The organism is Agromyces tropicus (assembly GCF_039531345.1).
GTDB lineage: Bacteria > Actinomycetota > Actinomycetes > Actinomycetales > Microbacteriaceae > Agromyces > Agromyces tropicus.
In genome coordinates, this window is sequence record NZ_BAAAPW010000002.1 from 469,437 (window position 1) to 489,196 (window position 19,760).

The following is a 19,760-nucleotide window of genomic DNA, read 5'->3' on the forward strand; positions in this document are numbered from 1 at the left end:
GGCACCGTGCGCGGTACCGCGAGATCGCGGCGGTCCTGCGTCGGCACAGCCTCGGCCTGCTCGCCGGGCTGATGGGCGCGGGCCGACGCACCCCGTTCCGGCGTGCGTCGCCCGACGGCGACGCCGCGCCCGGCGGCATCATCGCGCCGCCCGAGCACCTGAGGCTCGCGCTCGAGGAGCTCGGCCCGACCTTCATCAAGCTCGGGCAACTGCTCTCCACGCGCTCCGACCTGGTGCCTCCCGCGTACGCCGACGAGCTCGCGAAGCTGCAGGACGCCGCTCCGCCCGTGCCGGTCGAGCAGGTCCGCGCCGTCATCCGGAGCGAGCTCGGCGCGGACGCCGACGAGCTGTTCGCCGCCTTCGAGGACGAGCCGCTGGCCTCCGCCTCGATCGGCCAGGCGCATGCGGCGGTGCTCGACGACGGCACGCAGGTCGTCGTGAAGGTGCGCCGACCGGGCGCCGTCGCGCAGGTGCAGCAGGACCTCGAGATCCTGCGCAACCTCGCCGACCGCGCGAGCCGGACGTGGAGCCTGGCACGCGACCACGACGCGCGCGGACTCGCGGAGGAGTTCGCGCAGACGCTGCTCGCCGAGCTCGACTACCTGCAGGAGGGCCGGAACGCCGAGCGCTTCGCCGAGGACTTCGCGTTCGAGGAGGATGTCGCGATCCCGCGCGTGTACTGGGACTACACGACCTCGCGGGTACTGACCCTCGAGCGCATGACGGGACTCAACGTCGGCGACGCGGCCGCGCTCGACGCCGCCGGGGTCGACCGCAGGCGCGTCGCCCGCCGGGGTGCCGAGATCGTGCTCAAGATGACGTTCGAGGACCGCTTCTTCCACGCCGACCCGCACCCCGGGAACCTCTTCGTCCAGCCCGACGGCACGATCGCGCTCATCGACTTCGGCATGGTCGGCGAGATCGACGCGTCGCTGCGCGACCACCTCGGCGCGCTCTTCGTCGCACTCGTCCGCGGCGACCCGGAGCGGCTCGCGTCGGCGCTCATCGACCTGTCGCCGACCTCCGCCGGCGTCGACCGCGAGCTCCTGCAGGACGACCTGGCGGACTTCCTCTCGCGGTACCGGCTGGACTCGCTCCGCGACACGCCGTTCGCCCGCATGATCGCCGAGCTGTTCGGCATCCTGCGCCGGCATCGGCTCCGGCTCCCGCGCGAGATGGCGCTCCTGTTCAAGGCGCTGCTGGTCATCGAGGGCCTCGCGCTGCGACTCGATCCGGAGTTCCGGCTCGGCGAGACGCTGCGCCCCTACGCGCAGCGGCTGGCACGCGAGCGGCTCAGCGCGATCGTGCTCGCGAAGCGCATCGCACAGGCGACCGCCGACCTCGGCGAGCTGGCGCTCGACATGCCCGGCACGCTCCGGCGGCTGCTGGAGCACGCCGACGAGGGCGGCATCCAGGTGCACCTGCGCGCCGCCGAGCTGGAGCCGCTGATGGGGCGGGCGGAGCGGATCGGCAACCGCCTGGTCGCCGGGATGCTCAGCGCCGCGTTCATCACGGGGGTCGGCAGCCTGGTCGCGAGCGAGCGCCGGTGGCGGTCGTGGGAGGGCGTCATGCTCGGCACGGGCCTCGGCGTCATCGGCTCGCTCGGCGGATACCTGGCGTGGACGATGCGCCGGACGGGGTCGCGCCGCGCGCGGTGAGCCGGGCCGAGTGACCGGGTCCGTCGTCACGGACTGTGGACGAGGATGCCGGCGGACCGTCGCCTGACCTACACTCGGCGGGTGGCCGACCCCGACGGCGCACTCGCCAGCCCCTCGCTCCGCACCGAGCGCGCGTCCCGCGCGCCCGCGACGCCGCTCGCCGGCGAGTTCGGCACCATCCTGCTCGCGGCCCAGGCGGGCGCGCGGTGGGCGAACACCCGGATCTGGAACGAGTACGCCCCGGCCGTCGCCGCGTTCCTCCGGGCCCGCGGCTCGCGGGAGCCCGACGACCTGACGAGCGAGGTGTTCCTGACGGTCTTCGACCGCCTGTCGACGTTCTCGGGCGATGAGGGCGACTTCCGTGCGTTCGTCTTCACGATCGCCTACCGGCGGCTCACCGACGAGCTGCGCCGTCGCGGTCGACGGGGCGAGAGCGAGGAGTGGCACGACGAGCTCGACGATCGGCGCGCGCCGAGCGCCGAGCAGGAGGCGATCGCCCGGATCGGCGATGCCGCGGCGCGACGGCTGCTCGACGGGCTCTCGCCCGACCAGCGCGACGTCATGGTGCTGAGGGTCGTCGCCGACCTCACGCTCGAGCAGGCGGCGGCCGTGCTCGGCAAGCGCACCGGGGCGGTCAAGGCGCTGCAGCGACGCGCGCTCGAGACCTTGCGCAGGAGATTGGCGAACGGCCGTATCCCTCGGGGCACCTTCGACGATGGCGGGGAGTGAGATGAGGACGAACCGGATCACCGACGACGTCGCGGAGGCACTCCTCCGCGGGCACTCCCCCCGCGCCCGCGGCGAGCTCTCCCCCCTCGCCGATGCCGTCGTCGCGTTCCGCGCCGAGTCCTCGTCTGGGATGCCACCGCGGCCCTCCACCGCGGTGGCATCCCGACTCGACCCCGACCTGGTGTCGACGGTCGGGTCCGCTCCCCGACAGGACCCGGACACGACGGCGGCGCTCGCGCGCACGTCGTCGGTGAGGAGAAGACGAGTGATGGAGTGGTTCGCAGGCCTCGGCCTGGCGACGAAGATCGCGATGGGTGCCGCCGCGGCGGTGGCCGTCGGTGCGACCGGTGCCGGTGCGGCCGGCGCGGTGGGTGTGCTGCCCGAGCCCGCGCAGGTCGTGTTCGACCAGATGGCCGGCACGGAGTCCGAGGTGGCCGGTGACTCGAGCCCGACCGACGACGCGACCGGCGACGAGGCCGTCACCGGTCTCGAGAACGCCGAGGAGAAGGCCGGTTCCGGCCTCGAGACCGCGGTGGAGCACGCAGACGAGCACGCCGAGTTCGGACTCGAGACCGCCGAGGAGCACGCCGGCTCGGGCATCGGCATGGGCGAGGAGGCGTCGGACGGCGCCGGCGCGCCCGAGGGTGCCGGCGACCAGGCCGACGATGCGGGTTCCCACGCGGGTGACGCGGGCTCGCAGGCGGGCGACCGTCCCGCGTCGGGTGGCGACGACTGACCGTCACCGCCCGATCGCATGCTCGACGGGCCCTCGCCGATCTCGGCGGGGGCCCGTCGTCGTTCATCCCAGGCATCCGCCCGCCCTGCCGGAGCGATACCTGAAGGGTATTTTGACAATACCCCTGGGGTATTGCTACCGTACTGACATGACCTCGAAGCGGTACCTCATCATCGGCGGCGTCGCAGGCGGCATGTCCGCCGCCACCCGACTCCGTCGCCTCGACGAGCAGGCCCACATCATCGTGCTCGAGCGCGGCGGACACGTCTCGTTCGCCAACTGCGGCCTGCCCTACTACCTCGGCGGTGTCATCGAGGAGCGCTCCAGCCTCCTCCTCCAGACGCCCGCATCCCTCGGCAGCCGGTTCGGCCTCGACGTGCGCGTCCGCACCGAGGCCGTCTCGATCGACCGCGATGCGAAGACCGTGCTGGTTCGCGACCTCGCCACCGGCGAGGAGACCGTCGAGGCGTACGACGCCCTCGTGCTCTCGCCCGGCGCCACGCCGGTCCGCCCGCCCATGCCGGGCGGGGACCGCATGCTGACGCTCCGCGACATCGACGACGTCGACCGCGCCATGGCCGAGCTCGACGTCGCACCGCGCACCGCGCTCGTCATCGGCGCGGGCTTCATCGGCCTCGAGATGGTCGAGAACCTCGTGCACCGCGGCCTCGAGGTCACGCTCGTCGAACTCGGCGACCAGGTCCTGCCGCCGCTCGACCCCGAGATGGCGTCGCCGGTCGCCGAGCGCCTCCGCGACGCGGGCGTCGACGTGCGACTCCGCACGCAGGTGACCGAGCTGCACGCCGACTCGGCGCTGCTGAGCGACGGCACCACCGTTCCCGCCGAGTTCGTGCTCGGCTCGATCGGCGTGCGGCCCGACACGTCCCTCGCCGCGGCCGCGGGCCTCGAGATCGGCGAGCGCGGCGGCATCCGCGTCGACGACGGGCTCCGCACGAGCGACCCGCACATCTGGGCCATCGGCGACGCCGTCGAGAAGGTCGACGCGATCAGCGGCGAGCCGCGACTGGTCGCCCTCGCGGGCCTGGCCAACCGCCACGGGCGGCTCGCCGCCGACGCGATCACCGGTCGCGACATCCGCGTGCGCGACGCCCTCGGCACCGCGGTCGTCGGCCTCATGGGCCTCACGATCGCCACGACCGGCTGGCCCGAGAAGCTGCTGCGCCGCGTCGGCCGCGAGGTCCGCGTCATCCACACCCACCCCGCCTCGCACACCGGCTACTACCCGGGGGCGCAGTCGATGGCGCTGAAGCTCGTCGTCGACGCGCGCACCGACGAGGTCCTCGGCGCCCAGGGCATCGGCGGCGAGGGCGTCGACAAGCGCATCGACGTCATCGCGACGGCGATCGCCGGCGGCCTCACCGCCTCCGACCTCGCCGACCTCGAGCTCGCGTACGCGCCGCAGTTCTCGTCCGCCAAGGACCCGGTGAACATGCTCGGCTACGTCGCGCTGAACGCCGCCGAGGGGCTCACTCCCTCGATCCAGTGGCACGAGCTCGACGACGCGATGGCGGCCGGCGACGTCCTCGTCGACGTCCGCACCCCGGACGAGGTCGCCGCGGGCGCCATCCCGGGATCGATCAACATCCCGCTCGACGACCTTCGCACGCGCATCGACGAACTGCCCGAGGGGCGCGTCATCGTGCACTGCAAGGTCGGCCAGCGCGGCCACACCGCGGTGCGCCTGCTCGCCCAGCTCGGTCGTGAGGCCGCCAACCTCGACGGCGGCTACCTGACGTGGCAGGCGGGCGAGTCCGCCCGCCTCGACGCCGAGGCGCGCGAGACCGCGGCCGCCGCCTGACGCGACCGGCCCACCGACCACCCACGCACACCAGATCCTGAGGAGAACCCATCATGTGCAGTCCCGTCACCTGTTCCTGCGGCAAGACCACCTGGTCGGGCTGCGGCCAGCACATCGACTCGGTCAAGGACGTCGTCCCCGCCGACCGGTGGTGCGACGGCGACCACGGCGACCGCTGAGCCGCGGCATCCGCCCCACCCACCGACCACTTCGCACCGAGGAGCATCACATGTGCCGAGCCGTCACCTGCCGCAAGTGCGGCAAGACCACCTGGGCCGGCTGCGGCCAGCACGTCGACCAGGTCATGCGCGGCGTGCCGCGCGCCCAGCGCTGCGCGGGCCACGAGGACGAGCCGTCGACCGGCTTCTTCGCGCGGCTCTTCGGCCGCTGAGCCGAGCCGCTGAGCCGATGCCACGGGCCGAACGGGAGGAGTTCCCGACCGCGGGCCGGCGTGTCACCCCCCGACACGCCGCGCCCGGGCGGGAACTCCCTCCCGTCCGGCCCGTCGCCGTGCGCGACGACCTCCGCGAGCGGCGTGCGCGGGCGGCCGAGGCGTGGGCGGCGACGATGGGGGATGCCACGTCCTGCGCCCTCGCGAAGGACGGCCGGTCGCACCCCGCCGGCAAGTTCCACGAGGGGCGGACCGCCGCGCTCGGCGAGCTCATGCGGGCCTGTCCGGCGGATGCCACGGCCCCCTCGGCGACCGCGCTCGCCGCCGCACTGGCGGACGAGTGGGCCGGTCGGGCCGTGCCGGGCGGCGGCAGCCGCGACTGGGAGAGCTACCGCGCAGGCGGCATCGAGGCGCTGCGCGAGGTCGCGGCGTCCTGAGCCGTGGCGGACCTGCACCGCGCATGGCGGCCGCGCATGACGAGCGGGGCCCGACCTCCCCGGCCGAACCCCGCCCGCGCCTGCGGACTCGAGGACGATCCTCGAGTCGGTCCTTCCGGGACGCACGAACTGCGCCCCCCGACGCGCGAACGCCGCGCTCCGGTGCGAAGCGCGGCGAAGTGAACTCACGCTAGTGATCGGGACGCGGTGTCCGGAAGTCCCCCGTGGGGGTGGCACGCGAGGTCGTGAGCACGGGCGCGGCGGCTGGTCGGCGCGGCGGCGGCATCCGTACGATGGCGGTGGGCCGTCCAGGGGCGGCCGCGTGGGCGATCGGGGGCGGGGTCGGCATGCTCGCGGTGACGGTGGTGCTGGCGATCATCGTCGTCTGGAGCGCCCTGTCGAAGCCCCTGGACCGTCACGGCGTCACTCCGGCGCTGTTCCTGATGGTCGTCGGCTTCGCGGTGAGCGTCGTCGCGCCGGGCGTCCTCGACGTGTCGCTCGAGACCGTCGTCGCCGAGCGCATCGCCGAGATCGCGCTCGTGCTGCTGCTCTTCAGCGACGCGACCCGCATCGACCTCCGCGTGCTGCGGCACCAGCTCGGCTGGCCGAGCCGCCTGCTCCTGATCGGGCTGCCGCTGACGATCCTCGCGGGATCCGGGATCGCCGCCCTCGTGTTCCCGAGCATGGCGTTCGCGTCGGCGTTCCTGCTGGCCACCATGCTCGCCCCGACCGACGCCGCGCTCGGCCAGAAGGTCGTCGCGGACCCACGGGTCCCCGCCCGCGTCCGCCAGGCGCTCGACGTCGAGAGCGGCCTCAACGACGGCCTCGCCGTGCCGCTGTTCCTCGTCGCGCTGTCGATCGCGAACGCCGAGCTGGAGTTCGGGCTCAGCGGCGTGGTGGCCGGCAGCATGGCGGCGCAGATCGGCTGGGGGCTCACGGCGGGGCTCGTCGCCGGCATCCTCGGCGGGCTGCTCTTCCGTGCGGCCGACCGCCGCGGCTGGGTCGCGCGGGAGTGGCGCCAGATCCTGCCGCTCGCGGTGGCACTGCTGGCGTACTCGATCGCGCAGGGGCTGGATGGCAGCGGCTTCATCGCCGCCTTCGCCGGCGGCCTCGCGTTCGGCCGCCTCGCCGGACCCAGCCGCGCGAAGGTCACGGTGCTCTCCGAGGCGGCGGGCGACCTGCTCGCGGCGATCACGTGGATCGCGTTCGGTGCGCTGGCGCTCGCGCTCGCCCTGCCGTACGTGACCTGGCAGGTGTTCCTCTACGCCGCCCTCAGCCTCACCGTCGTGCGGATGGTGCCGGTCGCGCTCGCGCTCGCCGGGAGCGGCGCGCGCGCGCCGACCGTCGCGTTCGTCGGATGGTTCGGGCCGCGCGGACTCGCCTCGCTCGTCTTCGCGCTGCTCGCGGCCGACCGCGGCGTGCCGGAGGGCGAGACCGTGCTCACCACGGTCGTCGTGACCGTCGCGATGAGCATCATCCTGCACGGCCTCACCTCGGCGCCGCTCGTCGACCTCTACCACCGCTGGTACGACGCGAACACGCCGACCGACTCGACCTCGGGGGAGTCGGTGCCGACGCGGCTGCCGCGTCGTCGACGGCAGTTCCCCGGCATGAACGGCGGCGACGAGGGGCATGGCGACGACGGCCACGGCGACGTCGTCTCACCTTCCGGGTCGTGAGTCAAGCCTCGGCCGAGGATTCGTCGTCCTGCGGCGCGTCGGTCAGACTCGAAGCGGCGGGACGGATGCGCTGGGGGCAGATCCGTTCTCGCCGTTCTCCGGTGGGTCCGGGGGTGCAGAGAGTCCGAGGGGGACTCCAGGACGCGCTCCCGGCTCTCCGTCGGCGGCGCTGCCGCGGGGCGTCGCGTCGCTCAGGTCGACGCGGTCCGGTCGCCCGGCCTCCACGGTTCGCGCACGTGCGCGAGCCACACCTCATCGGGATCGAGGGCGAGGATCAGTCGCTGGCCGTCGGTGCTCGGCTCCTCGAGCTCGCCGTACCAGACGGCCGCGTCGCCGGCGATGACGGCCGGTCGACCGCCCGTCCCGACGACCACGACCTGCGAGCCGGGCGTGTGGCCGGGCGCCGGGACGAGGCGGATGCCGGGCAGCAGTTCGAGCTCGCCGTCGACCGGCACGTACCGCACGCCGGGCGGGTCGACCCACTCGCGGATCGTGTAGTCCTCCTGCGTGCGGGCGTCCTCGAGCTCCCGCCGCTGGACGTGGATCGGCGTTCCCGGGAAGAGGTGGTTACCGCCGCAGTGGTCGAAGTGCAGGTGGGTGTTGACGACCAGGTCGATGCCGGCGAGGTCGAGGTCGTGCTCGGGGAGCGGATGCAGACGCGGATCCATGTCGGCCACGGCCGGGTGGAGGTGCGTGAACCCGGTGTCGACCAGCACCCGGCCGTCCGGATGGTCGATGACGTGCACGCACACCGGCATCCGCTCGCCCTCAGCGAGGAGCTCCGCGACGACGAGCGGCGTGATGCGGATCTGGGCCGGGGCGCTCATGGCTCCACCGACACGGGGAGGCGCGTCGCGATCCGGTCGAGGATCGGGACGAGGCCGGCGACCATCTCGTCGAAGAACTCGCGCTCCCAGTCGGCGCCGGTCCCGTACGCGCTCGTGACGACGCGGATGACGCAGCTGCCGCCCGAGGCGGACTCGATGAGGAACTCCGTGGCGATGGGCGTGACCTGGGGGAGGCCGTCGTAGACCTCCGCCAGCGGGACACCGATCGCGTCGAACCACTGCGCCATGTCGGGGGCGAGCTCCTCGGGTCGTTCGGCGATCGGCCACGGCTCCTCGTAGGCGAAGCGGGCGGCGGGGGTGTAGTCCGTCACGACCCCGGTCGACGTCCATCCGCCCAGGTCGAACGACACCTCGCCGCCGACCCGCGGGTCGAGCTGCGTCGGCACCATCCACGACGAGATCCCCTCGGCGGTCGCGATCACCTCCCACACCTCGTCCGGATCGGCGGCCACCGCGTAGGTGCGCTCCATCCGGTGCTCGACGCGCCCCGGCCCTGCGAGCGGGTCCTCCGCTGCCGACGCCGCCGGCCGCTCCGGCTCGTTCATGACGACTCCTTCGGTCGGGGATACGACGACACGGTCAGTCGGTGGGGTCGCCCGTCGTCGTGGTGGTACCTGGCCGCGAGCGCCGCGACGGCCGACTGCAGGTCGGCCGCGAACGCGGCGCGATCCTCGGGCGAGGCGAACCCGATCACGGTGTCGATGGTCAGGGTCGGCACTCGCGTCCCCGCCTCCGCGGGGTTCGCCATCGCGCCCACCTCGGCGACGGCGCGGGCGTTCACCGCGACCAGGTATGCCGCCGACCGGCGGTCGGACACCTCGTCGGGACCGGCGGCCGTGCGCTGCACGAGGTCGGGCGACGCCATGAGGCGTCGGGCGGAACGTCGCAGGACGCGCTCGGTGATGCCGCCCCAGGTGCGCTCCTCGACGAGTTCGACGAGGCCGTGGGCCTCGAGCGCCCTGAGGTGGTAGTTCACCTTCTGGCGGGTCGATCCGACGGCCGCCGCGACGGCGGCGGCCGACGCGGGCTCGGCGAGGGCGTCGAGGATCGCGGCCCGCACGGGGCTCAGCGCCGCCTCGACCGCGGCCGGGTCGTCGAGCACGCGCAGTTCGTCCACGAGTCGCACGGTACGCCTTGACAGGAAAAGTTGTCAAGGGTGGAGAGCGGATGCCTCGATGCGCCGCGTCGGTCGGTGCGCCGCCATGCCATGCCGTGCGGTGCGGACCCGCTGCCGACGGTCAGGCGCTCGGCGGCTCCTGCGCGGCGGCCTCGTCGCGGTCGCCCTTGCGCGGCGAGAGGAAGAGGTTCGCGAGGTACCCGGTGAAGGTGCCGAAGATGCCGACGCCGACGACGATCATGAGGGCGCCGGCGAGCCGGCCGGCATTCGTGACCGGGTACTCGTCGCCGTACCCGACGGTCGAGATCGTGACGACCGTGTACCAGAGCGCGTCCGACGCCGACGTGATGTTCGCGCCCGGTGCATCCTGCTCGAGGAAGAGCATCGTGAGGCTGCCGAACTGCAGGACCAGCACGCCCATCAGCAGGAGGGCGTAGAGCGCGCTGCCCGCCCGGTCGTGCACGAGCGTGCGCCAGACGGTCCGCGGTCCCACCTCGCGCATGAGGCGGATGACGCGGACGACCCGGAACAGCCGCAGGATCTTGAGCTCGGCGAACGGCAGGCTCGCGAGGAGGTCCGCCCAGCCGTAGTGGCGGAAGAAGTAGGCGCCGGCGCGCGGCGCCGTGAAGAGCCGATAGGCGAAGTCGACGAGGAAGATGACGCTGAACAGCGCGTTCATGACCTGGAGCACGGTGTCGAGCGCCGCGTCGACCAGTGCGTACATCAGGACCAGGTTGACGATCGAGAGCACCGACAGTGCGCCGACGAAGATCTCGTACCCGGTGCTCTTCAGCTCGCTGCGCGGCTTCGGCATGGGTGGATCATGGCACGCGCACGCCGCGCGCAACGGGAGCCACGAGGGGCGTCGGCGATGCGGGTCGGGCATGACGGCCCGCCCGTGGACCGTCGCACGCCGGGCGTGCCTAGGCTGGCGGTGCGACGAGGCGAGGAGTCCCGACATGAGCGACCTGCCGATCGGACAGCATGCGCTGCTCTCGGACCGGCACTCCGCCGCGGTGGTCACCAGCGACGGGTGCGTGGCATGGCTGTGCCTGCCCAGGTTCGACAGCGAGTCCGTCTTCGCGTCGATCCTCGACGACGGGGGCGGCCACTGGTGGATCCGACCGAGCGGGCGGGCGACGGTCGGACGCGGGTACCTCGAGGGGAGCATGGTGCTGCGCAGCGAGTACCGCACGGAGACGGGCGCGTTCGAGCTCGTCGAGGCGCTCGAGCTCCGGGCTCCGACGGACCCGCACCGACTCGGCGTGGGCGCGCCGCACACCCTGCTGCGCACCGTCCGCTGCACGAGCGGCACGGTCGACCTCGAAACCGAGTTTCGGCCCCGGCCCGGGTACGGCACCGTCGTGCCCCGCCTCGTGCGGGTCGACGGGGGCCTGCAGGCGGTCGGAGGGACGGGAACGCTGACGCTCTCGACGGCGGTGCCCCTCGTCGTCGGCCCCGAGGGCACGGCCACCGGGCGGTTCCGGCTCGGGGCCGGCGACGAACAGGCGATGGCGGTGCAGTACCGTGCGGCGGACGAGTCGCCCGCCGCGCCGTACGACGCCGACCGGATCGCCGCGGCGATCGAGACCACCGTGGCCGCGTGGCGGGGATGGTCCGAGCTGCACCAGCGGTACCAGGGGCCATGGAGGGACCTGGTCCACCACTCGGGACGCGTCCTGCAGGCGCTCAGCTACCAGCCGACCGGGGCGATCATCGCCGCGGCGACGACCTCCCTGCCCGAGGTCGTCGGCGGCGGGCGGAACTGGGACTACCGGTACGCGTGGGTCCGCGACGCCAGCTTCACGATGCGGGCGCTCTGGGTCGCCGCCTGCCCCCACGAGGCGAGCGACTTCTTCGACTTCATCGCCGAGGCCGGCGCCACGGCCCTGCCCGGGCGGCACCTGCAGATCATGTACGGCGTCGGCGGCGAACTCGACCTCACCGAGCGCACGATCCCGCACTGGTCCGGGTGGCGCGGCAGCGCGCCCGTCCGGGTCGGCAACGGCGCCTGGGACCAGCCCCAGCTGGACGTCTACGGCGACCTGCTCGACGCCGTGAGCCTCCTCATCGACCAGCTCGACCCGTTCACGCCGACGCTGCGCGACTTCGTGGCCCGCCTCGCCGATGCCGCCGCCGCCCACTGGCACGATCCCGATCACGGCATCTGGGAGATCCGGGGCGCACCCCGCCATTACCTGTTCTCCAAGCTCATGTGCTGGGTGGCGCTGGACCGGGCGAGCATGATGGCCGACCGGATCGGCATGCCGGACCGGGCCGACGGATGGCGCGCCCAGGCCGACCGGATCCGCGACGCGATCCTCGCGGAGGGCTGGAACCCGGCCGTCCGCGCGTTCACCCAGTCGTTCGGGTCGGACGACCTCGACGCCTCGGCGCTCATGCTCCCCCTGGTCGGGTTCCTCCCGCCCGACGACCCCAGGATCCGCGCCACGGTCGACGCCGTGACCGCCGGGCTCGTCGACGATCGCGGGCTCGTCCGCAGGTACCTGGCCGGTCCCGACGTCGATCGCCTCGACGGGAGCGAGGGGAGCTTTCTGCTCTGCAGCTTCTGGCTCGCGCGCGTGCTCGCCCAGGACGACCGCGTCCCCGAGGCCCGGGCCGTGTTCGAACGGGCCGTCGCGCACGTGAACGACGTGGGGCTGCTGGCCGAGGAGGCCGACCCGGAGACGGGCGAGCTGCTCGGCAACTTCCCGCAGGCGTTCAGCCACGTCGGGCTCGTCAACGCGGCGTGGGAGATCGCGCGTGCCGAGGAGCGGGCCGCGGCGGGCGAGGCCGGAACGAGCGAACGGAGCCGATGACGGGAATCGAACCCGCGCTGTCTGCTTGGGAAGCAGAAGTTCTACCATTGAACTACATCGGCAGGCGGCATCCGTCGGCCCCCGCGGGGGCCCGGAACCGACGTAGGTCAGCATAGCAAGCCGTCGGCAGGGCGAAGGCCGGCGGGCAACGGGTCCGCTCCCCGTCGGACGGCGCTGGTGGCTTCGCGCCGTGTCCCGCACCGTGAACGAGCGTCGTGGGGCGAGTCGGTTCGAGACGCTCCTCGACGTCGCCGGCCTGGCGCACCACGCCGTCCGCGGCGCCGGCGCGCGACTCGACGACCGCGTCTTCACGCCCGACCGGGGCGCCGTCAACCGCATCATCGACGACGAGCGGACGCGCGCGACCGCCTATCTCGCGGCGTCGCTCTGAGCGCCCCGGCGATCGGTACGCTGAGGGTCATGCTTCTCTCGGATCGCGACATCAGGGCCGAAGTCGAGCGCGATCGCATCCGGCTCGAGCCCTACGATCCGGGCATGGTCCAGCCGTCGTCGATCGACGTGCGCCTCGACCGCTACTTCCGGCTGTTCGACAACCACAAGTACCCGTTCATCGACCCCGCCGAGGACCAGCCCGAGCTCACGCACCTCATCGAGGTGCGACCCGACGAGGCGTTCGTGCTGCACCCGGGCGAGTTCGTGCTCGCGTCGACGTTCGAGGCGGTCACGCTGCCCGACGACGTCGCCGCGCGCCTCGAGGGCAAGAGCTCGCTCGGCCGGCTCGGCCTGCTGACGCACTCGACGGCCGGGTTCATCGACCCGGGCTTCACGGGCCACGTCACGCTCGAGCTCAGCAACGTCGCGACCCTCCCGATCAAGCTCTGGCCGGGCATGAAGATCGGCCAGTTGTGCTTCTTCCGGCTCTCGTCGCCGAGCGAGCGGCCGTACGGCTCGGCCGAGTACTCCTCGCGCTACCAGGGCCAGCGCGGTCCGACGGCGTCGCGGTCGTTCCGCAACTTCTCGCGTGCCGACGTGGGCGTGACCGACGCCGGGGCTGCCGGGAGCTAGCGCGGATGCCGATCGTCATCGGGACGCCGGCCGTGGGGGCCGGCGACGGCCGGGTCACCTACGAGGTCGGCCTCGACGGGGTCGACGGCGTCGATCGCCTCTGGTTCTCCGTGCCCGAGGCGGCGGCGGGGTTCGTGAACCCGAGGGCGGATGCCGCGATGCTCGCGCTGCTCATGCCGGCGATGCGGCTCGGGCGAGACCTGGTCGTCGAGGGGCCCGTCACCGACGAGCTCGCGTGGAACCTCGCCCGCGACGTGCCCGCGGTGCTGCGCGGCGTGCGTCCCGAGTTGTCGGCCGTCGACCTCGAAGTGCGCGACGCGGTCCCCCCGGCGCCCGCGGGCTCGGCGGTGACGACCGGGTACTCGGGCGGCATCGACTCGTACGCGACGCTCGCACGGCACCACTTCGCGAGCGACGTGCCGGCGTCGGTTCGCGTCACGCACCTGCTCTTCAACAACGTCGGGTCCCACGGTCGCGGCGAGCGCGGCCGGCAGCTCTCCCGACGCCGCCTCGCACCGATCCGCTCGGGGGCGTCGACCATGGGGCTGCCGCTGTTCGACGTCGACTCCAACGTCGACGACCTCTACACCGCGCCGGGGCTCGGCTTCCAGCAGACCCACACCATGCGCAACGCCGCGGTCGCGCACCTGCTCTCCGCGGGAATCCGCCACTTCCTGTACGCCTCGTCGGTCCCGTACGCGGATGTCGCGGCCACGCCGATCTTCGACGTCTCCTTCGCCGACCCGCTGCTGCTGCCGTTCCTGTCCCACCGGTCGCTCACCCTCCAGCCGGCCGTCACCGACCTGGACCGGTCGCAGAAGACCGAGCTGGTGACCCACGTGCCGCACTCCTACGAGCGCCTCGACGTCTGCATCGAGTCGGTCGACGGCACCAACTGCTCGCGCTGCTGGAAGTGCCGGCGCACGATGCTCACGCTCGACCTGTTCGGCGCCCTCGACCGCTATCGGGGCGTCTTCGACGTGCCGGAGGACCCGCGGTGGAAGGCGGACTACATCCGAGCCGCGCTCCTGCGGCAGTCGCTGCCGAGCACCCGGAGCATCGTCGGCATGTACGACGAGCGCGTCGGGATCCCGCGGTCGTGGCGCCTCGCCGCCGGCGCGCGGAGGTCCGTCGCATCCCTCCGGGACGGTGCCAGGACGACCGCGCGGCGGGCGGCGCACGCCGTGCGTCCGAAGGGCGCCGGCGCATGACCGACCTCGTCCTCGCCCACGACTACCTCGTGCAGGTGGGCGGCGCCGAGCGCGTCGTCGCCGAGTGGGCGGCGGGCTTCGACACGCACCGCGTGGTCACGCTCGCGTACCGGCCCGAGTCGACGTTCGACGCGTTCGGCGCGATGGACGTCGAGGCCTCCATCCCCACCGCGATGTCCGGCCAGGTCGAGCGGATGCTGCCGGCGCTGCCGGCCATCGCGGCGCGGACGCGGGTCTCCGGCGGCGACGTCGCCCTCGCCTCGTCGAGCGGCTGGGCGCACCGCTTCCGCTTCGAGATGCCGCACGTCGTCTACGTCCACAGCCCGGCGCGCTGGCTCTACGCCGCCGACGACTACCGGATGCGGCTGAGCGCCGTGCGACGTGCCGGTCTCGCGGTGAGCACGCCGATCCTGCGACGCGGCGACGCCGAGGCGATGGCGCGGGCGACTGCGATCGTGGCGAACTCCGAGGTGACGCGCGAGCGCATCCGTGCCGCCTACGGCCTCGACTCGACGGTCGTGCACCCGCCCGTGGAGCCCGTCGCCGCCGAGGCGACGGCGCCGCCGCGCGAGCTGCCCGATGCGTTCGCGGTCGTCGTGGCACGCGACCGCGGGTACAAGAACGTACCCCTCGCGGTCGACGCGGCCCGCGAGGCGGGGCTCGCGATCGCCGTGGTCGGGTCCGGCTCGGAGGCGCTCGACGACCCGGCCGCGGGCGTGCACGGACTCGGCCGGGTGAGCGACGGCGAGCTGTGCTGGGTCTATCGGAACGCCGCGGTCGTCATCGGAGCCGGTCGCGAGGACTTCGGCCTGACGGTCCTCGAGGCGGCGCTCGAGGGCACGCCCGCGGCGACGGTCGCGGCCGGCGGCTACCTCGAGACCGTGCGTCCGGGCGTGAGCGGCGCGCACGCGGCATCCGCCACGGTCGGCGACCTCGCCGAGGCGATCCGGATCGCGCGGGGCGTGGACCCCGCGAGCGTCCGTGATTGGGGACGCGCGTTCCGGCGCGACGCGCACGTCGCCCGGCTCGCTAGCCTGATCGAGGAGGCGGTGGAGCGGGCGTGAACGAATCGCAGGTGAGCGTGCCGCTGCAGGTGCGCCTGCGCTTCGGGCATGCCGCCGTGCAGCGGGTGGCGACCGCCGCGGGCGTCGACCTGCTCCACATCAAGGGCGCCGCCGTCACCCCGGCGCTGCGCCCGGAGGGGTACCTCGGCAGCGACGTCGACGTGCTCGTCCGCCCCGATCACGTCGATGCGATCGACGCCGCGCTGCGCGAGCACGGCTGGACGCTGTACAGCACGTTCGAGCACGGCTCGCCGTTCGGCCACGCGCAAACCTACGTCCACGACGCGTGGGGCTACATCGACATCCACCGCTGGTTCCCGGGAATCCGGTTGCGACCGGACCAGGCGTTCGAGCTGTTCTGGGGCGACCGCCATGCGTACGAGATCGCCGGCGTGGCCTGCCAGGTGCCGAGCGACCCCGCGCAGGCCGTGATCCTGGTGCTCAACGCGGCGCGTTCCGCGAAGGGCGCCCGGGTCGACGTGATCACGGTCTGGCAGGAGGCCGAGCCGGACCGCCGCGTCGAGATCGCGAGGCTGGTCGAGCACCTGCATGCGGACGTCGCGTTCGCCGCGGCGGCCGGCGGGCTCGAGCGGTTCCGGCACGACCGGGAGTACCGGCTGTGGAAGGTCGTCTCGGACGGCGGGTCGCGGTCGGCCGAGTGGTGGGCGCGCATCCGTTCCGCTCCGACCACGTGGGCGGGCGTCCGGATCGCCCTGCGCGCGCCGCTCGTGAACGTCGACCACCTCGCCCATCGCCTCGGCCGGACGCCGACGCCGCTCGACATCTCGGTCGAGTTCGTGCGACGGCCGTTCGCCGCGGTGTTCGAGGGCGTCAAGGGCGCGGGTCGTCGCCTCCGGCCGAGGCGGGTGGTGCGCTGATGGGCGGCTACCGGCCGACGGATGCCACGGGGGTGGTCGAGCACGAGGACGTGCTCTACGCCGCCACCCTGCCCGACGGGCCGATCCTCGTGCTCGACGGCATCGCGGGACTCATCTGGGAAGTGGCGTGCGAGCCGTCGGACGACTCCGTCGTCGACCGCGTCGCGGAGCTGACGGGGGCCGAACCGGGCGACATCCGCGCCGAGGTCGAGCGCTTCCTCGACGACCTCGTGCGACGCGGGCTGCTCCGGCCGATCGCGGGCTGACGGCATCCGTCGCCGGTCGGCGGCGTGCCGGGCCGCGGCTATGATTCCGGGAGGCCCGCCCGACCGGGAGCCCCGGGCGGAGGCCGTGGAGGCGAAGGATGGCACGAGCCCGGGTCGGAGGCGGCCTGATCGCCCAGCTGCGCCTGATGCTGCACATGGCCGACGTCGACCCCAAGCGCTGGCTCGCGGGCACCGTGGCGGCATCGGTGGTCCTCGCCGCGCTCGACACGCTCGGCGTCGCGGCCATGGTGCCGCTCACCCAGCTCGCCACCGGCGGCGACCTCGACACCGGCACGCTCGGCTGGATCTCCGACGTCCTCGGCACGACCGACCGGTCGACGCTCATCCCGATCGTCGCGATGTTCGTCGCCGGGGTGTTCATCGTGAAGAGCCTCGGCGCGATCCTCTTCCGATGGTGGCTGCTCGGCCGCACGACCAAGATCTCCGCGCTCTCGTCGGCGGAGCTCGCGCGACGCTACGCGCTCGCCCCGTACGCCGAGCACCGCGCTCGCCGCATGAGCGAGATCTACCGCAACATCAACGACGCCACGAACCAGTCGGCGAGCGTGCTGCTCGGGCTCGTCAGCATCGCGACCGACGCCCTGGTGCTCGTCGCGATCACGATCGTGCTCGCGATCGCGTCGCCGGCGGTGACGCTCTTCGCCGTCGCGCTCTTCGCGCTGCTCGTGTTCGGCGTGCAGATGAGCCTCCGCCGCCGCCAGTACCGCATCGGCGAGGAGATCGCGGCCGCGGGGCTCGCGTCCTGGCAGTTCCTGCTGCCCGGCCTCGACGGCTTCCGCGAGGCGCGGCTCACGGGCAGCTCGAACGCGTTCATCGACGGTTTCCGCGACTCGCGGCTCCGCCGGGCCCGCGCCTCGCGGGAGATGGGGATCCTCTCCGACGCACCCCGCTACCTGCTCGAGATCGGGTTCGTCTTCGCGATCCTCGGCATCTCGGCGATCCTGTTCACGACGTCGACCCCCGCCGAGGCGATCACGGTGCTCGGCGTCTTCGCCGCCGCGTCGCTCCGCGCCCTCCCGACACTGAACCGCATCTCGGGCAGCTTCGCCACGATCCGCACCGGCCGGGCCGGGCTCGACATCGTCTCGCGTGCCGTCGCCGAGCTCGACGCGGGCGGACGCCACGACGAGCAGCCGCACAGCCGCGAGCGCTACGAGGGCGACATCCAGCTCCGCGACCTCGGGTTCCGGTACGCCGACGCCGAGGAGTTCGTGCTGCGCGAGATCTCGCTGCGGATCCGGCACAACGCGACGACCGCCTTCGTGGGCTCGAGCGGGGCCGGCAAGAGCACCCTGCTCGACCTCGTGCTCGGCCTGCTGAAGCCGACCGAGGGCGTGGTGGAGGTCGGCGGCCGGTCCATCCGCGACGACCTCGCGTCCTGGTACGCCGAGCTCGGGGTGGTGCCGCAGGACGTCTTCCTGCTGAACGACACCCTGACGGCGAACATCGCGTTCGGCGTCCCGGCCGACGAAGTCGACCCCGAGCGCATCGCCGAGGTGATCGCGATGGCGCAGCTCGACGCGCTCGTGGCCGACCTCCCGCAGGGCCTCGACACGATGGTGGGCGAGCGGGGCGTGCGGCTGTCGGGCGGCCAGCGGCAGCGCATCGGGCTCGCCCGGGCCCTGTACCGTCGCCCGAGCGTGCTCGTGCTCGACGAGGCGACCTCGGCGCTCGACAACCTCACCGAGCACGAGATCGCGGCGACGCTCGCGCGGCTCCAGGGCAGCCTCACGATCCTCATCGTCGCCCACCGGCTCTCGACGGTCCGGCACGCGGACACGCTCGTCTTCCTCGCCGAGGGCCGCATCGAGTCCGAGGGCACGTTCGACGAGGTCCGGGCGCAGAACGCCGACTTCGCGCGGCTCGTCGAGCTCGGCGAGCTCGACTGACACCAGGCGACGCCGGTCGACGGGGCGACACCGGTCGTGGCGGTGTCGGCCGGAGCGGCCGGGCTCAGACTGCCGGCGCCGCCCGGGTGACCCGGTCGAGGGCGTCCATCAGCTCCGCGCTCTCGCGGGGATCGACCTTGCGGCAGAACGGCGAGCCCGACGCGCGCAGCGCCTCCAGGTCGGCGAGCGTACGGGTCGTCGGCCGATCCTCGGCGACGTCCCACTGCACCTGGGTGACCGGCGGCATGCCGTTCGGCGGGGCGTTCCACGACAGCGCCGTCACGAGCGCCGACTCGTCGGGGATCACCGACCGCCGGTAGAGCCGCCGCAGTGGCGACCCGGCGGCGAGGTCCTCGTCGAGCAGCCGGTCGAGCTCCGGGCGCCCGAGCGCGATCCACTGGCTCCCGCCGAAGCACGGGCGCTCGTCCGAGAACGGCGTGCGCAGCCGGCGCACCCCGTAGTGCAGGCCGCGCCCGCGCGTCACGACGCGCACCCCGAGCAGTGGCTCGGCCCGGAGCGCCACCGCACCGCGGATGCGTCGCCAGAGCCGGTTCGCCGCTCCGGCGCCGGGCCGGAGGCCGAGTCGTGCGGCGGGCGAACGGAACCAGCGGTAGGTGTATCGGGTGAGCTGGTCGTCGCCCTCGCCCCGGCGGCGTCCCCAGTGCGGGGTGTAGTGCAGCTCGCGGGCCTCGCCGATCCAGCCGCCGGCGGCGACCGCCTCGGCCTCCCACTCGTCGAGCCGCCGCACCGGGTAGTCGCGGCCCGAGACCAGGCAGACGAGGTCGGGGTCGACGCGGTCGCGGACGTGCTCGAAGGCGAGGAGGGTCGCCTCGACGAGCTCCCACGACCCCCAGTCGGTGGCGAGCCCGTGCGCCAGCACCTCGACGTGGGGGTCGGTCGTGGCGGAGGGGAACGGCGTGGTCCGCGCGTCGTGGGCGACGAGCACGTACGCGTCGGGGCTCGACGAGCGGATGGCGCGGACGAGGCGCGCGGCCTGGTTCCAGTCGTCGTGCGTGAGGACGACGTAGGCCGCCCGGACCGGGTCTCCGGCGTCACGCCGGGCGTCCGGGTTCGTCGTCATGCGGCCAGCCTAGGGGCCCTCCGGGGCCGACCGGCGCGGCAGGGCGGTCGCGGCCGTGGATAGAATCGGCGCGTCCACCGAGTCGGGACGG

Annotated in this window: 21 protein-coding genes and 1 tRNA gene; 16 read left to right on the top strand and 6 right to left on the bottom strand. The window is 73.5% G+C overall.

The annotated features are described in order from the left end of the window. The first annotated feature begins 71 nt into the window (after positions 1–71). The 8 genes from ABD230_RS07970 (at position 72) to ABD230_RS08005 (ending at position 7,449) form a co-directional block, all read left to right on the top strand. Positions 72–1,658, top strand: a complete 1,587-nt coding sequence (locus ABD230_RS07970; protein ID WP_344371479.1) for an ABC1 kinase family protein — start codon at positions 72–74, stop codon at positions 1,656–1,658. Positions 1,659–1,739: 81 nt separating this feature from the next. Continuing rightward, on the top strand, positions 1,740–2,387 hold the full coding sequence (locus ABD230_RS07975) for an RNA polymerase sigma factor (RefSeq protein ID WP_344371481.1): 648 nt from the start codon (positions 1,740–1,742) through the stop codon (positions 2,385–2,387). A gap of 1 nt (position 2,388) precedes the next feature. After that, on the top strand, positions 2,389–3,123 hold the full coding sequence (locus ABD230_RS07980) for a hypothetical protein (protein ID WP_344371483.1): 735 nt from the start codon (positions 2,389–2,391) through the stop codon (positions 3,121–3,123). 148 nt (positions 3,124–3,271) lie between these two features. Beyond that, positions 3,272–4,942, top strand: coding sequence for an FAD-dependent oxidoreductase (locus ABD230_RS07985; RefSeq protein ID WP_344371486.1), 1,671 nt, complete (start codon positions 3,272–3,274; stop codon positions 4,940–4,942). Positions 4,943–4,995: 53 nt separating this feature from the next. Then, the gene (locus ABD230_RS07990; protein WP_268865831.1) at positions 4,996–5,121 is read left to right on the top strand and encodes a hypothetical protein; all 126 of its coding nucleotides are present in this window, start codon (positions 4,996–4,998) and stop codon (positions 5,119–5,121) included. Positions 5,122–5,171: 50 nt separating this feature from the next. Beyond that, positions 5,172–5,333 (top strand): hypothetical protein, encoded by a 162-nt coding sequence (locus tag ABD230_RS07995; protein WP_344371490.1) that lies wholly within the window; start codon positions 5,172–5,174, stop codon positions 5,331–5,333. Between the two features lie 17 nt (positions 5,334–5,350). After that, positions 5,351–5,770, top strand: coding sequence for a hypothetical protein (locus tag ABD230_RS08000; RefSeq protein ID WP_344371492.1), 420 nt, complete (start codon positions 5,351–5,353; stop codon positions 5,768–5,770). Between the two features lie 299 nt (positions 5,771–6,069). Further along, on the top strand, positions 6,070–7,449 hold the full coding sequence (locus tag ABD230_RS08005) for a cation:proton antiporter (RefSeq protein WP_344371495.1): 1,380 nt from the start codon (positions 6,070–6,072) through the stop codon (positions 7,447–7,449). A gap of 191 nt (positions 7,450–7,640) precedes the next feature. Here ABD230_RS08005 and ABD230_RS08010 read toward each other — a convergent pair whose 3' ends face one another. The 4 genes from ABD230_RS08010 to ABD230_RS08025 all read right to left on the bottom strand — a co-directional run bounded on the left by ABD230_RS08010 (position 7,641) and on the right by ABD230_RS08025 (position 10,228). After that, positions 7,641–8,276, bottom strand: coding sequence for an N-acyl homoserine lactonase family protein (locus tag ABD230_RS08010; protein WP_344371498.1), 636 nt, complete (start codon positions 8,274–8,276; stop codon positions 7,641–7,643). Next, on the bottom strand, positions 8,273–8,842 hold the full coding sequence (locus ABD230_RS08015) for an SRPBCC family protein (RefSeq protein ID WP_344371500.1): 570 nt from the start codon (positions 8,840–8,842) through the stop codon (positions 8,273–8,275). The genes ABD230_RS08010 and ABD230_RS08015 overlap by 4 nt, the downstream gene beginning before the upstream one ends. Further along, on the bottom strand, positions 8,839–9,414 hold the full coding sequence (locus ABD230_RS08020) for a helix-turn-helix domain-containing protein (RefSeq protein WP_344371502.1): 576 nt from the start codon (positions 9,412–9,414) through the stop codon (positions 8,839–8,841). The genes ABD230_RS08015 and ABD230_RS08020 overlap by 4 nt, the downstream gene beginning before the upstream one ends. A gap of 121 nt (positions 9,415–9,535) precedes the next feature. Continuing rightward, entirely contained in the window at positions 9,536–10,228 is a 693-nt protein-coding gene (locus tag ABD230_RS08025) for an ion transporter (RefSeq protein ID WP_344371505.1), read from the bottom strand. A gap of 145 nt (positions 10,229–10,373) precedes the next feature. On the opposite strand from ABD230_RS08025, the gene ABD230_RS08030 reads away from it, so the two are divergent. Beyond that, positions 10,374–12,233, top strand: a complete 1,860-nt coding sequence (locus ABD230_RS08030; protein ID WP_344371509.1) for a glycoside hydrolase family 15 protein — start codon at positions 10,374–10,376, stop codon at positions 12,231–12,233. Here ABD230_RS08030 and ABD230_RS08035 read toward each other — a convergent pair. Continuing rightward, positions 12,225–12,295: transfer RNA gene (locus ABD230_RS08035), tRNA-Gly, on the bottom strand. The genes ABD230_RS08030 and ABD230_RS08035 overlap by 9 nt on opposite strands. A 128-nt stretch (positions 12,296–12,423) precedes the next feature. Between ABD230_RS08035 and ABD230_RS08040 the strand changes: the two genes are divergently transcribed. From ABD230_RS08040 to ABD230_RS08070, 7 genes are all read left to right on the top strand, one after another. After that, positions 12,424–12,624, top strand: coding sequence for a hypothetical protein (locus tag ABD230_RS08040; RefSeq protein WP_344371511.1), 201 nt, complete (start codon positions 12,424–12,426; stop codon positions 12,622–12,624). A gap of 29 nt (positions 12,625–12,653) precedes the next feature. Beyond that, entirely contained in the window at positions 12,654–13,259 is a 606-nt protein-coding gene (dcd, locus tag ABD230_RS08045) for a dCTP deaminase (protein WP_344371514.1), read from the top strand. Between the two features lie 5 nt (positions 13,260–13,264). Further along, positions 13,265–14,470, top strand: coding sequence for a hypothetical protein (locus ABD230_RS08050; protein WP_344371516.1), 1,206 nt, complete (start codon positions 13,265–13,267; stop codon positions 14,468–14,470). Continuing rightward, complete coding sequence (locus ABD230_RS08055) at positions 14,467–15,534, top strand: glycosyltransferase (protein ID WP_344371520.1); 1,068 nt, start codon at positions 14,467–14,469, stop codon at positions 15,532–15,534. Before ABD230_RS08050 ends, ABD230_RS08055 begins: the two co-directional genes overlap by 4 nt. After that, positions 15,531–16,412 (top strand): nucleotidyltransferase family protein, encoded by an 882-nt coding sequence (locus ABD230_RS08060; RefSeq protein ID WP_344371522.1) that lies wholly within the window; start codon positions 15,531–15,533, stop codon positions 16,410–16,412. Before ABD230_RS08055 ends, ABD230_RS08060 begins: the two co-directional genes overlap by 4 nt. Continuing rightward, positions 16,412–16,678 (top strand): PqqD family protein, encoded by a 267-nt coding sequence (locus ABD230_RS08065; protein ID WP_344371524.1) that lies wholly within the window; start codon positions 16,412–16,414, stop codon positions 16,676–16,678. Before ABD230_RS08060 ends, ABD230_RS08065 begins: the two co-directional genes overlap by 1 nt. Before the next feature lie 98 nt (positions 16,679–16,776). Next, positions 16,777–18,588 (top strand): ABC transporter ATP-binding protein, encoded by a 1,812-nt coding sequence (locus ABD230_RS08070; RefSeq protein WP_344371526.1) that lies wholly within the window; start codon positions 16,777–16,779, stop codon positions 18,586–18,588. Positions 18,589–18,652: 64 nt separating this feature from the next. Here the strand turns inward: ABD230_RS08070 and ABD230_RS08075 are convergent, their stop codons facing one another. Then, complete coding sequence (locus ABD230_RS08075; protein WP_344371528.1) at positions 18,653–19,669, bottom strand: beta-1,6-N-acetylglucosaminyltransferase; 1,017 nt, start codon at positions 19,667–19,669, stop codon at positions 18,653–18,655. Positions 19,670–19,760: the final 91 nt, after the last annotated feature.

Bases quoted from the DNA above. Each gene is read 5' to 3' on its own strand.
- ABD230_RS07980 (WP_344371483.1), top strand. From the start codon at position 2,389: ATGAGGACGAACCGGATCACCGACGACGTCGCGGAGGCACTCCTCCGC.
- ABD230_RS08055 (WP_344371520.1), top strand. From the start codon at position 14,467: ATGACCGACCTCGTCCTCGCCCACGACTACCTCGTGCAGGTGGGCGGC.
- ABD230_RS07990 (WP_268865831.1), top strand. From the start codon at position 4,996: ATGTGCAGTCCCGTCACCTGTTCCTGCGGCAAGACCACCTGGTCGGGC.
- ABD230_RS08070 (WP_344371526.1), top strand. From the start codon at position 16,777: ATGGCACGAGCCCGGGTCGGAGGCGGCCTGATCGCCCAGCTGCGCCTG.
- ABD230_RS07985 (WP_344371486.1), top strand. From the start codon at position 3,272: ATGACCTCGAAGCGGTACCTCATCATCGGCGGCGTCGCAGGCGGCATG.
- ABD230_RS07970 (WP_344371479.1), top strand. From the start codon at position 72: ATGGGCGCGGGCCGACGCACCCCGTTCCGGCGTGCGTCGCCCGACGGC.
- ABD230_RS08050 (WP_344371516.1), top strand. From the start codon at position 13,265: ATGCCGATCGTCATCGGGACGCCGGCCGTGGGGGCCGGCGACGGCCGG.
- ABD230_RS08010 (WP_344371498.1), bottom strand. From the start codon at position 8,276: ATGAGCGCCCCGGCCCAGATCCGCATCACGCCGCTCGTCGTCGCGGAG.
- ABD230_RS08065 (WP_344371524.1), top strand. From the start codon at position 16,412: ATGGGCGGCTACCGGCCGACGGATGCCACGGGGGTGGTCGAGCACGAG.
- ABD230_RS08025 (WP_344371505.1), bottom strand. From the start codon at position 10,228: ATGCCGAAGCCGCGCAGCGAGCTGAAGAGCACCGGGTACGAGATCTTC.
- ABD230_RS08030 (WP_344371509.1), top strand. From the start codon at position 10,374: ATGAGCGACCTGCCGATCGGACAGCATGCGCTGCTCTCGGACCGGCAC.
- ABD230_RS07995 (WP_344371490.1), top strand. From the start codon at position 5,172: ATGTGCCGAGCCGTCACCTGCCGCAAGTGCGGCAAGACCACCTGGGCC.
- ABD230_RS08075 (WP_344371528.1), bottom strand. From the start codon at position 19,669: ATGACGACGAACCCGGACGCCCGGCGTGACGCCGGAGACCCGGTCCGG.
- ABD230_RS08000 (WP_344371492.1), top strand. From the start codon at position 5,351: ATGCCACGGGCCGAACGGGAGGAGTTCCCGACCGCGGGCCGGCGTGTC.
- dcd (WP_344371514.1), top strand. From the start codon at position 12,654: ATGCTTCTCTCGGATCGCGACATCAGGGCCGAAGTCGAGCGCGATCGC.
- ABD230_RS08015 (WP_344371500.1), bottom strand. From the start codon at position 8,842: ATGAACGAGCCGGAGCGGCCGGCGGCGTCGGCAGCGGAGGACCCGCTC.